Genomic DNA, 11,495 nt, shown 5'->3' on the forward strand with positions numbered 1-11,495 from the left:
CTGTCCGCGGTTGCGCAGGACTATCTCAAGGTCATCTGGACGGCCAGTGAGTGGAGCGAGGACTCGGTCAGCACCAAGATGCTCTCCGAGCGCATCGGTGTTTCCGCCTCGACGGTGTCCGAGGCGATTCGCAAGCTCGCCGACCAGGGCATGGTCGACCACGCCCGCTACGGAGCCATCTCACTGACCGAGAAGGGTCGTCTCGCTGCCATCGGTATGGTGCGTCGACATCGACTGATCGAGACCTACCTGGTGCGAGAGCTGGGTTACGGCTGGGACGAAGTGCACGACGAGGCAGAGATCCTCGAGCATGCCGTCTCGGATCTGATGATGGATCGAATCGACGCCAAACTGGGCCACCCCGAACGCGATCCGCACGGCGACCCGATTCCGTCCGTCGACGGTGCGATCGAGGCCCCGTCCGCGACCCGCCTGAGCGACTACCTTGACGGACAGTCCGGCCGAGTCGCCAGAATTTCCGACTCCGACCCGGCGATGCTCCGCTACTTCGACTCCGTCGGCATCACGCTGGACCTGCCGATCACGGTGGTCGAACGACGCGACTACGCCGGCACCGTCGCCATCGAGTTGGCCCGCACCGACGCCACTGATTCGATCGATCTCGGCCACCGCGCCGCAGAGGCGATCTGGATGGTTCCGGCGACCTGATCGCCGGGTCGGTGCCGCATCCGTGCCGAATGTTTCAGTGCCCGCGCAAGGTCGCGGGCCGCACGACCATGACCGAACTGGCGCGCTTGCCCTTCTCCTGGAGCAGAGCGATGGTGTGCCCGGTGGGATCGACCGCCGCGTACACCCCGTCGATTCCTATCGGATCCAGCCACCGTCCCTGGCTCAACGATTCCGCCTGACTCGCGTCGATCTGCCGGTGCGGGAACGCCGTTCGGGCCGCCTGATCGATGTCCAGGCTCACGGCCGGGTCCTCTGCCAGTTCTTCGAGTGTCCGTGCGTGGTCGAGGGTGAAGGGTCCGACGCGGGTGCGGCGCAGCACGGTCAGGTGGCCGCCGACGCCGAGCGCCGCGCCGAGGTCGCGCGCCAGGGCCCGAACGTACGTCCCGGACGTGCAGTCGACCTCCACGTCGAGGTCGACGAACGCCGATTCGCCCTCCGCCACGTCGCGCCTGGCCGTCACGTCGAATCGGGTGACGCTGACCTTGCGCGGGGCGAGTGTGAATTCCTCACCTGCGCGGGACAGTTTGTGGGCGCGTTGCCCGTCGACCTTGATGGCGCTGACACTGGCAGGAACCTGCTCGATGTCACCGGTCAGGGCGGCAATCGCGGTCGAGATCTCGGTGTCGGAGACATGCGCGGCCGAAACATCGGCCAGGACGTCGCCCTCGGCGTCGTCGGTCGTCGTGCTCCGGCCGAGCCGGATGGTGGCGGTGTACGACTTGGTGGTCAGCGAGAGCAGTCCCAGCATCTTGGTCGCACGCTCCACGCCGAGCACGAGCACGCCGGTCGCCATGGGGTCCAAGGTCCCCGCATGGCCGACCTTTCTGGTGCGCAACAGTTTTCGGCACGAAGCCACCACATCGTGGCTCGTCACTCCCGGCCCCTTGTCGACCACCAGCAGGCCGGCACCGACGAGACCGGACGAAATCTTTTCGCGAGCACTCACGAGAGAGCATTGTGCCAGGCTCGCGGAGCAGGTCGTCACATCACCGAGATCGCGGTCATCACCAGACCGCCCGCCACCATCCATCGACCGTCGAAGGCCCGCAGCGGCGGACCGGACACCGTGTCTCCTGGCACCAGCAGCTCGGAACGGAACGTTCCCGAAACGTCGTCACCGGAGCCGGTGCGCTCGAAGGTGATGTGTGCGTCCTCGAAGCCGAGCCAGCGTCCGGTCAACGGCTCCCAGGCCTTGTACGTCGCTTCCTTGGCGCAGAACAACACTCGATCCCAGTGCACGTCCTCGCGGCCCGCGGTCGCGAGCCACTCCCGTTCGGCCTCGAGACTCACCGCCTCGAGCACTCCATCGGGCAAGGGTCCGTGCGGCTCGGCGTCGATTCCCACCGAACGCACCTGCATCGAGTAGGCCAACACCGCACCGCGATACCCGTCGCAGTGCGTCAACGATCCGACCACACCCTTCGGCCACTGCGGAGCACCGGACTTGCCGCGCATGATCGGCGCAGGCTCGACACCCAGCTTCTCCATCGCCACCCGCGCACAGTGTCGGGCCGAGGTGAACTCACGCTTGCGCTTGTCCACCGCCTTGGCCACCAGCGGGGCCTCGAGCGGATGGGGCGTCAAACCCGGTGGGTCCGCGAACAATTCGGCCGAGACGACGCCGTTGGGAAGTATCGATTCGATCACTTTCCTGCCCTCATCTTCTCTACCTCTGCCTCCATTTCGGGCGTCACCGTGAAGTGCCCGCCCCACTTGTTCAACGCGCCTGGCGGATACTCGGGGACCGGAAGAATCTGTCGCAGAACGTTTTTCGGTAGGCCGCGGCGCTGCCATTCACGCGGGTAGCCCACCGACACCTCCTCGAAGCGAACGCCGTCGTAGTAGGTCGTCCGTGGAATGTGCAAATGCCCGTACACCGAACAGATCGCGTTGTACCGCGTGTGCCAATCCGCCGTCAGAGTGGAACCACACCACAGTGCGAACTCCGGGTAGAACAGCACCTCGGTCGGCTGCCGAACCATCGGGAAATGGTTGATCAACACCGTCGGAACGGAGGTGTCGAGCGCATCGAGACGCTCCCGGGTGGCGTCGATCCGCGCATGGCACCAGGCATCGCGCGTCGCGTACGGCTGCGAGGACAGCAGGAATTCGTCGGTGGCGACCACGTTCTTCTCACGTGCGATCGCCAGGCCGTGTTCCTTGTCTCTCGCTCCCTGCGGCAGGAACGTGTAGTCGTAGAGCAGGAACATCGGCACGATCGTCGCCGGGCCACCCTCACCCTCCCACCGCAGATAAGGGTCCTCCGGGGTGACGACGTCGATCTCGCGGCACAGGTTGACCAGGTACTCGTACCGAGCCGCCCCGTGGATCTGGACGGGATCTTTCACCGTCGTCCAGAGCTCGTGGTTTCCGGGAACCCAGATGACTTTCGCGAAACGGCTACGGAGCATTTCGAGCGCCCACTTGATGTCGTCGGTCTTCTCCGACACGTCGCCGGCGACGATCAGCCAGTCGTCGGGCGATTCGGGAAAGATGTCCTCGGTCACGGGCCGGTTGCCCCGATGTCCGACGTGAATGTCGCTCACTGCCCACAGCTTCGCTGCCACTGAAAATTCCTTCCGATGCGCTCGGCCGCCGGCGTCGAATCGCCAGAACCGTCCGAGAACGTACCAACGTCCAATACTCCCTGCAGATTCCGCGACGTATCCGGCGGGGTGATGCGGCAACCCGGTCGACGGTGGGACGGTACGGCTCACCGAAAACAGGATCTGGTCGAAACACCCGCAGATTCGGGTATATGGTGCCGTTCATGACTTGTTTGCGGATGTCTGCTCGGGTGGCGTCTCGATGACGGTGCCCCCGGTCCGCGTTCGAGACGCCGCAGCACTCCTCGGTGTCAGTGACGACACCGTCCGTAGATGGATCGACACCGGAGCGCTCCCGGCGCTCGAGGACGAGAACGGACGCAAGGTCATCGCCGGCCGGGACCTGGCCGACTACGCGCGCGAACATGCTGTCCCTCCGCCGGAGATCGCGTCGGGCGGAAGCTCTGCACGCAACCGACTCGTGGGGTTGGTCACCGAGGTCGTCTCGGATGCGGTGATGAGCGAGGTGAGCATGCAGTGCGGGCCGTTCACGATCGTGTCCCTGATGAGCACCCGCTCGGTTCGCGAACTGGGGCTCGAGCCCGGCAAGGTCACCGTCGCTGTGGTCAAGGCCACGACCGTCATCGTCGAGACACCGTAGGACACAGGAGATGTTCGTGAAGACACTGCGCCCGGTATTCGCGCTCCTCATTGCAGCCACCCTCGTGCTCGTCGGGTGCAGCTCGCAGTCCGATTCGACCGCGCCCGATGGACCCTCGGACGGCAGCGCGGTCCGAGGCGAGATCACGGTCTTCGCCGCAGCATCGCTTCGCGCGACGTTCACCGAGCTCGGTGATCGATTCGAGGCCGAACACCCCGGCACCTCGGTGGAGTTCAGCTTCGCGGGCTCATCCGATCTGGCCGCGCAGCTGATGTCCGGCGCCCCTGCCGACGTCTTCGCCTCCGCGGATACGAAGAACATGACCGAGACGGTCGACGAGGGCCTGGTTGCGGATGACCCCGTCGACTTCGCGTCCAACACGCTGACCATCGTGACCGCCCCCGGAAACCCGGACGGCATCGCATCGTTCGCCGATCTGGCGAATCCCGACGTTCTCACGGTGATCTGCGCGCCCCAGGTGCCATGCGGCGCGGCGACGGCCTCGGTCGAGGCCGCTACCGGCACGCAGATCCCGGCCGTGAGCGAAGAATCCTCGGTCACCGACGTGTTGGGCAAGGTGACCTCGGGGCAGGCCGATGCCGGACTGGTCTACGTGACCGACGCTGCCGGGGCAGGAGAGGCCGTGACCGCGGTGCCCTTCGAGGAGTCGAGCGAGGCCGTCAACACCTACCCGATCGCGACACTGAGCGGGTCCGACAACGAGGGCACCGCTCGCGCATTCACCGAGTTCGTCACCGGCCCCGTCGGGCAGGACGTACTCGGTCGAGCCGGCTTCGCAGCTCCGTGACCGTACGAGTCGCACACAACGGGCGGTCGACCGTCGGTGTGCCGGTGTGGATTTTCGTTCCGGCAGCCATCGGTGCACTCCTCGTGGTGGCACCGCTGGCCGCGATGTTCACCCGAATCGACTGGTCCAATTTTCTCGGACTCATCACCTCCGAATCCGCTGTCGCGGCGTTGATCCTGAGCCTGAAGACGGCGACGGCCAGCACCGCAGTGTGCGTGGCTATGGGCGTGCCGATGGCAATCTTGCTCTCGCGCAGCTCGATTCGCGGGCTCTCGATCCTTCGCTCTCTCGTCGTACTGCCCTTGGTTCTGCCCCCGGTGGTCGGGGGCATCGCGCTGCTCTACACCTTCGGGCGACAAGGCCTGTTGGGCGAGCACCTCGACGCCTTCGGGATTCGAATAGCGTTCACCACCTCGGCCGTGGTGCTGGCACAGGTGTTCGTGTCGCTTCCTTTCCTGGTCGTCAGCGTCGAGGGCGCACTGCGCACGGCCGGCGACCGGTACGACGTGGTGGCCGCGACGCTGGGGGCCACCCCCACGACCGTCCTACGGCGCGTCACCGTTCCGCTGATACTTCCCGGACTGATATCAGGAACCGTCCTCGCCTTCGCGCGCGCACTCGGAGAATTCGGAGCGACCTTGACCTTCGCCGGATCCCTCGAAGGCGTGACCAGGACACTGCCGCTGGAAATCTATCTGCAGCGCGAGAGCGACCCCGATGCCGCGGTAGCGCTCTCGCTGGTACTGATTCTCGTAGCGGCACTCGTCGTCGTGACCGCACGCGGCACTCGGTCGTCGGGAACGCTGTGAACTCACTGCACCTGCGGGCCACACTCGGCGTCCGCGGCATCGATCTCGAACTGGACGTCCCCGAGGGTGAGACGGTCGCCATCCTCGGACCGAACGGGGCAGGCAAATCGACACTGCTGCAGCTCGTCTCCGGTGTGGTGGCACCCGACGAAGGAATCGTCCGACTCGGCGAGGACCTGCTGACCGATACCGTCTCGAACACCGTCGTCCCGATTCACGCCCGAGGCGTCGCGACCCTCTCTCAGGAAGCTCTGCTGTTTCCTCACATGGACGCTCGTACGAACGTGGCCTTCGCGCCGCGTAGCGCAGGCGCGAACCGCGTCGCCGCGCGTGCCGTCGCCGATACCTGGCTCGACACGGTCGGAGCCTCCCACCTGGCCGATCGCCGCCCCGGCCAGCTGTCCGGCGGGCAGGCTCAACGAATCGCCATCGCGCGCGCTCTTGCGGCCGACCCACGCCTGCTGCTGCTCGACGAACCCCTCGCGGCGCTGGATGTGGACACGGCACCGAGCATTCGACGAGTACTGCGCACGGTGCTGCGCGAGAGCGGTCGCACGGCTTTGATCGTCACCCACGATCTGCTCGACGTCGTCGCGCTCGCCGATTCCGTCGCGGTCGTCGACGGCGGACGCGTCGTCGAGCGAGGCTCGGTCACCGAGGTCCTGACCGCACCTCGCAGCGAATTCGGTGCCCGCATCGCGGGGGTGAACCTGCTCTCGGGACGGGCTGTCGACGCCGACGACTCGACGTCCCTGACCACGAACTGGGGACTGACGGTCCACGGCTCCGGGCGGTACACCACCGGAACCGCACTGGTGGCGGTGTTCTCCCCCGCCGCCGTCTCGGTACACCCGACGGCCCCGCACGCCAGCCCGAGAAACGTGTTCGAGGTGGTGATCGAGGAGATGGAGGTGCAGGGCTCCGGCATTCGTGTTCGATCACGTCCGCAACCCGACGGGTCTCCCGGCATGGCTGCAGACATCACCCCTGCCGCGGTGTCGGATCTCGGGCTCGAGCCCGGCGGCACCGTCTTCTTCGTCGTCAAGAGCCGTGAGGTGGCATTGCACCCCGCGTTGCCGTCGCAACCCTGACGGCTATCGGCGGAGTTGGCGATCGCTGCCGATCACCAGCCACTTTCCGGACAGTACCCGGCCCGCGACTGCAAGCATCCGCAGTGCGACGAAGACGCCGAGCCCTGTCCAGATCCCTACCAGTCCCCAGTCGAACACCAGAGCCGACCAGATGAACGGCAGAAAGCCCACAACGGCGCAGGCCATGGTCGCGTTTCACAGAAATGCAGCGTCGCCGCTGCCGAGCAGCACACCGTCCAACGCGAACACCACGCCGGCAATGGGGATGATCGCGACGAATATCCACCAGATCGCATGCATCTCGTCGATGACCGATGCGTCGGTGGTGAACAGATCCGGGACGAACGACCGCCCGACGGCGAACACACCGGCGAGAACGACCGCGAACACCGTCGACCATGCCGTCAATCGCCACGCCAGGGCGCGCGCATCGTCGATCCTGCTCGCACCCAGGGCGGCTCCGACCAGGGTCTGTGCGGCGATTGCCAGTGAATCGAGCATCAACGACACCAGGTTCCACATGTGCAGAACCACCTGGTTGGCGGCGACCGAGGCGGCGCCGAACCTCGACGCGACCGCTGCGGCGGACAGAAAACAGGCCTGGAACGCCAGACTGCGCACGATCAGGTCGCGGCCCAGCACCAGTTGTGCGCGCATCACCGACCAATGCGGGCGCAATTCGGTGCTCGCCCGCACGACTGCGCCGACGAACAGCGCACCGGCGACGCCCTGGCCGATCACGTTCGCCACGGCCGATCCCACCAGCCCGAGCCGTGGGAATCCCAGCAACCCGTGGACCAGGAGGGGGCACAACACCGCTGATACACCGAAGCCGAACACGACGAAACGTAGTGGCGTCACCGTGTTCTGAACTCCACGCATCCATCCGTTTCCGGCCAGCGACACCAGGATGAACGGCACACCCAGCAGAGCCACGCGCAGCCACGCGACGGCCTCGGCACCGATGTCCCCTCCGCCGGTCAGCACCGAGACCACGGGCTCGGCGGCGAGCTGCATCACCGCGACGATGGCGATACCGATCGCGAAGGCCAACCAGGTTGCCTGCACACCCTCACCGACGGCGTCGCGTTCGCGGCCTGCACCGTGCATGCGAGCCGCTCGCGCGGTCGTGCCGTAGGACAGGAACGTCAGCTGCGCGCTGACCTGGGCCAACACGAGCCCACCGATGGCCAGGCCGGCGAGAGCGAGCGCGCCGAGCCGGCCGACCACGGCGGCGTCGAACAACAGGTACAGGGGCTCGGCAGCGAGGACGCCGAGAGAGGGCAACGACAGACCGAGGATCTTTCGAGCCGTGACCGGGGTGGAACTCACGACGCCGACAGGGCCTCACGCAGCGCATCGATCACGTCGGGCAGGTCGCCGGTCGCGGTGTAGCCGGCTGCATTGCGGTGCCCGCCACCGCCGAGCGCGCACGCCACCGCCGACACGTCGACCTCGGTCTTCGACCGCAGAGAGACCACCCAGACCGACCCGAAATCCTGTTGCTTGAGTACCGCGGCGACCTCGGCCTCGGAGGTGGTGCGCACGATGTCGATCACGCTCTCGATCTCCTCGGACCGCAGTCCGGCCGAATCCTCGCTCCTGATGACGGCGTACACCAGCCCTCGTCCGTCGGCTGCGTCGGGAAGCAACGATGCCGAACCGAGCACCGACCCGAGCATCGGCAACCAGTCGAACGGGTGAGTGTCGAGCAGCTTGCGGGCGATGTGAGCCCCGTCGATCCCCGTGGCCAACAGTCTCTCGGCCAGCAGATGAGAACCCGGGCGAACCCAGCGGAACGACCCGGTGTCGGTGACCAGACCCGCGAACAGCAAGTGGGCCAGATCGACATCGATCTCGACGCCCCACCGATCGAACAACCGCGCGATGACGGCGGTGGTGGACTCAGCAGACGCGTGCACCACATTCAGCGTTCCGAATCGTGTGTTGCTGCGGTGATGATCGATGACGAGGCTGGCCGACGCCGTATCGAGTCGGTCGCCCAGCGAACCCAGCCGCCCCCTGCTTCCGGCGTCGACCGTGACCACCAGATCGACGGACTCGCTGACCTCGTCTGCGCCGACGAGAAGGTGTCTACCCGGTAATTCGTCCATCGACTCGGGCAGGGACGCCGGTGCTGCGAATGCCACCTGGACGGTCGCGCCGCGACGTTCGAGCACCGAACCGAGCGCAAGCCCACTACCGATCGTGTCGGCATCGGGTTGAACATGACACAGCACGGTCACCGAGGATGCACGTTCGAGCATCTCGATCGCCCGCGCCAGATCCTCGTCGGCCTCCGACACTGCCCCCGAACCGTAGGACATGTCAGTCGGCTTCGGCGGGCTCGACGCCTGCAGGAGTGGAGCCTGCGGAATGACCATCTGTGTCTGCGACTTCGCGTGGAGCTTTGTACGGATCCGGGTCCCCGGCGGGCTTGGCGTTCGCACGCGCGCGGGCCAGTTCTTCGTCGGCCACGCGGGCGCGTTCGAGCAGGTCTTCCATGTGGCGTGCGGTGTCGGGCACCGTGTCGGTCACGAACGTCAACGTCGGCGTGTACCGCACACCCGTTCCGGCTCCGACCTTCGAGCGCAGCACGCCCTTGGCCTTCTCCAGCCCTGCCGCGGCGGCCTGCAGATCGGGCGGAGTATCGAGGTCTTCACCCATCACGGTGTAGTACACCGTGGCGTCGTGCAGGTCGGCGGTCACCTTGGTGTCGGTGATGGTCACGAATGCCAGCCGTGGATCCTTGATCTCGTGATCGATCGCCGTTGCAACGATGGCGGCGATTCGCTTGGACAACTTTCGAGCCCTGGCCTGATCCACCACGACAATCACACTCCTCTTTCATGGCCGAACGTCGATTCTGTTCCGACGAAGCGGCGGTTGTGCACTTCTCGTCCGCCGAGCAGCGCTCGGCGGACTTCCCGGATCAATCCTCGGGTCCGAAGATTCTCCGGCGTACTGCCAACAGTTCCAGATCGTGGCGTTCGGCGACATGCCGTTCGCACTCGTCCAGTTTGTCGTGCAGTAGGTCGACGTCGGTACCGGCCGCGGCAACCCCCAGCAGGGACCGCCGAATACGTTCTCGCTCACCGGTTTCGGCAGCCGAGACTCCCAGCCGTTGCAGATCACCGAGCACCGGTTCCACCATCGACCGTTTCTCGGCGAGCGAACGCACATCCCCCAACAACACGTCCAACTCCAGAGCACCCAGATACACGCTGACGTCCTTCGATCAGCTTCGACGACAAAGCCGGTGGCGGTACATCTGTCGTACCGCCACCGGCTCGAAAGTCGGAGCGCAGTGTCACTCCCCTGGCTTCACCACCGAGCCGACGCGACCGGGTGCGGAGCCGAAAGGCTCCGCATCCGTTCTAGTCGCGCGGCTTTTCACGGAGCTCGTACGCCTCGATGACATCGCCCACCTTGATGTCGGAGTACGTCACCGTCAAACCACATTCGTAGCCCTCGCGGACCTCCGTCGCGTCGTCCTTCTCGCGACGGAGCGAGGAGATCGTGACGGTTTCCGCGACAACGGCGCTGTCTCGGATGAGTCGCGCCTTGGCGTTGCGACGGATCGTACCGGAGGTGACGAGGCAACCGGCGATGTTTCCGACCTTGGAGGAACGGAACAGCGCGCGGATCTCGGCCTGCCCGAGGGCAACCTCTTCGTACACCGGCTTGAGCATGCCCTTGAGGGCCTTCTCGATCTCGTCGATGGCCTGGTAGATCACCGAGTAGTACCGGATGTCGACGCCTTCACGGTTGGCCAGCTCGGTGGCTTTGCCCTCCGCTCGAACGTTGAAGCCGATGATGATCGCGTTGGATGCCGACGCCAGGTTGACGTTGGTCTCCGTGACGCCACCGACACCGCGGTCGATGACGCGCAGTTCGACCTCGTCGTCGATCTCGATTCCGAGCAGCGCCTCTTCGAGCGCTTCCACGGTTCCCGAGTTGTCACCCTTGAGGATCAAGTTCAGCTGCGAAGTCTCCTTCAGAGCTGCATCGAGATCGTCGAGGCTGATGCGCTTGCGGCTCTTGGCTGCCAGAGCGTTGCGCTTGCGCGCATTTCGACGGTCGGCGATCTGTCGAGCGATTCGGTCCTCGTCGACCACAAGAAGGTTGTCGCCTGCACCGGGCACCGACGTGAAGCCGATGACCTGCACGGGACGAGACGGCATCGCTTCGGTGACGTCCTCGCCGTGCTCGTCGACCATGCGACGAACGCGTCCGTATGCGTCACCGGCGACGATCGAGTCACCGACACGCAAGGTTCCGCGAGCGATGAGCACGGTCGCGACCGGGCCGCGACCACGGTCGAGGTGTGCCTCGATGGCGACACCCTGAGCGTCCATGTCCGGGTTGGCGCGCAGATCGAGCGACGCGTCGGCCGTCAGCAGCACCGCTTCGAGGAGGGCATCGATGTTGGTGCCCTGCTTGGCGGAGATGTCGACGAACATCGTCTCGCCGCCGTATTCCTCGGCGACCAGACCGTATTCGGTCAGCTGCTGCCGGATCTTGTCCGGGTTCGCGCCCTCCTTGTCGATCTTGTTCACCGCGACCACGATCGGCACGTCGGCTGCCTGTGCGTGGTTGATGGCCTCCACCGTCTGCGGCATGACGCCGTCGTCGGCTGCCACCACCAGGATCGCGAGGTCGGTGGAATCACGCAGCACATCGGTGCGTACCAGGTGCTGACCGAGCTCGAAGGCAACGAGCGTCTCGTGACGTTCATCGACACCCCCGGTCACGAGGCCTTCACGGCCATGCGTGCCCGTGGTGCCAAGGCCACCGACCTCGCGATCCTGGTGGTGGCAGCCGACGACGGCGTCATGCCGCAGACGGTGGAGGCCATCAACCACGCACAGGCAGCCGACGTGCCGATCG

The 11,495-nt window shown here is 65.9% G+C and carries 12 protein-coding genes and 2 pseudogenes; 6 read left to right on the plus strand and 8 right to left on the minus strand.

The genetic code is table 11. From position 1 onward, the window contains the following. A partial coding sequence (locus CH256_RS00205; protein ID WP_256989307.1) for a metal-dependent transcriptional regulator occupies nucleotides 1-669 on the plus strand: 669 nt, incomplete at its 5' end. Between the two features lie 34 nt (nucleotides 670-703). Here the strand turns inward: CH256_RS00205 and truB are convergent. From truB to CH256_RS00220, 3 genes are read right to left on the minus strand one after another with little or no spacing between them, the layout of a single operon-like run. Continuing rightward, the gene (truB, locus tag CH256_RS00210; protein WP_094668557.1) at nucleotides 704-1,636 is read right to left on the minus strand and encodes a tRNA pseudouridine(55) synthase TruB; all 933 of its coding nucleotides are present in this window, start codon (nucleotides 1,634-1,636) and stop codon (nucleotides 704-706) included. 35 nt (nucleotides 1,637-1,671) lie between these two features. After that, on the minus strand, nucleotides 1,672-2,337 hold the full coding sequence (locus CH256_RS00215; protein WP_094668558.1) for a 4'-phosphopantetheinyl transferase family protein: 666 nt from the start codon (nucleotides 2,335-2,337) through the stop codon (nucleotides 1,672-1,674). Next, on the minus strand, nucleotides 2,334-3,257 hold the full coding sequence (locus CH256_RS00220; RefSeq protein ID WP_094668564.1) for a metallophosphoesterase family protein: 924 nt from the start codon (nucleotides 3,255-3,257) through the stop codon (nucleotides 2,334-2,336). The genes CH256_RS00215 and CH256_RS00220 overlap by 4 nt, the downstream gene beginning before the upstream one ends. A 241-nt stretch (nucleotides 3,258-3,498) precedes the next feature. Here CH256_RS00220 and CH256_RS00225 point away from each other — a divergent pair, with 241 nt between their 5' ends. Genes CH256_RS00225 through CH256_RS00240 form a run of 4 tightly spaced genes read left to right on the plus strand, consistent with a single transcriptional unit; the run spans nucleotide 3,499 to nucleotide 6,605 of the window. After that, nucleotides 3,499-3,897, plus strand: coding sequence for a TOBE domain-containing protein (locus CH256_RS00225; RefSeq protein ID WP_094668559.1), 399 nt, complete (start codon nucleotides 3,499-3,501; stop codon nucleotides 3,895-3,897). A gap of 25 nt (nucleotides 3,898-3,922) precedes the next feature. After that, a complete protein-coding gene (gene modA, locus CH256_RS00230) occupies nucleotides 3,923-4,705 on the plus strand; it encodes a molybdate ABC transporter substrate-binding protein (protein WP_373454761.1) in 783 nt (260 codons plus the stop codon). Continuing rightward, the gene (locus tag CH256_RS00235) at nucleotides 4,702-5,514 is read left to right on the plus strand and encodes an ABC transporter permease (RefSeq protein ID WP_094668561.1); all 813 of its coding nucleotides are present in this window, start codon (nucleotides 4,702-4,704) and stop codon (nucleotides 5,512-5,514) included. Before modA ends, CH256_RS00235 begins: the two co-directional genes overlap by 4 nt. Continuing rightward, nucleotides 5,511-6,605 (plus strand): sulfate/molybdate ABC transporter ATP-binding protein, encoded by a 1,095-nt coding sequence (locus CH256_RS00240; RefSeq protein ID WP_094668562.1) that lies wholly within the window; start codon nucleotides 5,511-5,513, stop codon nucleotides 6,603-6,605. Before CH256_RS00235 ends, CH256_RS00240 begins: the two co-directional genes overlap by 4 nt. A 3-nt stretch (nucleotides 6,606-6,608) precedes the next feature. On the opposite strand, the pseudogene CH256_RS00245 reads toward CH256_RS00240, so the two are convergent. The 5 genes and pseudogenes from CH256_RS00245 to infB form a co-directional block, all read right to left on the minus strand. Further along, nucleotides 6,609-7,937, minus strand: a pseudogene (locus tag CH256_RS00245) (MATE family efflux transporter). Beyond that, a complete protein-coding gene (locus tag CH256_RS00250; protein WP_094668563.1) occupies nucleotides 7,934-8,932 on the minus strand; it encodes a DHH family phosphoesterase in 999 nt (332 codons plus the stop codon). Before CH256_RS00250 ends, CH256_RS00245 begins: the two are co-directional and overlap by 4 nt. Before the next feature lies 1 nt (nucleotide 8,933). Beyond that, nucleotides 8,934-9,434, minus strand: coding sequence for a 30S ribosome-binding factor RbfA (gene rbfA, locus CH256_RS00255; protein ID WP_094642414.1), 501 nt, complete (start codon nucleotides 9,432-9,434; stop codon nucleotides 8,934-8,936). A gap of 103 nt (nucleotides 9,435-9,537) precedes the next feature. After that, nucleotides 9,538-9,828: a DUF503 domain-containing protein gene (locus CH256_RS00260; RefSeq protein ID WP_068050194.1), complete on the minus strand. Its 291-nt coding sequence runs from the start codon at nucleotides 9,826-9,828 to the stop codon at nucleotides 9,538-9,540. A 154-nt stretch (nucleotides 9,829-9,982) separates the two neighbouring features. Further along, nucleotides 9,983-11,389: pseudogene (gene infB, locus CH256_RS00265) on the minus strand (translation initiation factor IF-2); the annotation flags it as partial. On the opposite strand from infB, the gene CH256_RS28920 reads away from it, so the two are divergent. After that, nucleotides 11,300-11,495, plus strand: a 196-nt coding sequence (locus CH256_RS28920; RefSeq protein WP_373454760.1) for a GTP-binding protein, incomplete at its 3' end; no start/stop codon positions are given. The pseudogene infB and the gene CH256_RS28920 sit on opposite strands and share 90 nt — an antisense overlap.

This window comes from Rhodococcus sp. 05-2254-6, from assembly GCF_002258565.1.
In the GTDB taxonomy this organism is placed as follows: domain Bacteria; phylum Actinomycetota; class Actinomycetes; order Mycobacteriales; family Mycobacteriaceae; genus Rhodococcoides.

Coding starts and splice junctions, on each gene's coding strand:
- CH256_RS00225 (WP_094668559.1), top strand. CDS start 3,499: ATGACGGTGCCCCCGGTCCGCGTTCGAGACGCCGCAGCACTCCTCGGT.
- CH256_RS00250 (WP_094668563.1), bottom strand. CDS start 8,932: ATGTCCTACGGTTCGGGGGCAGTGTCGGAGGCCGACGAGGATCTGGCG.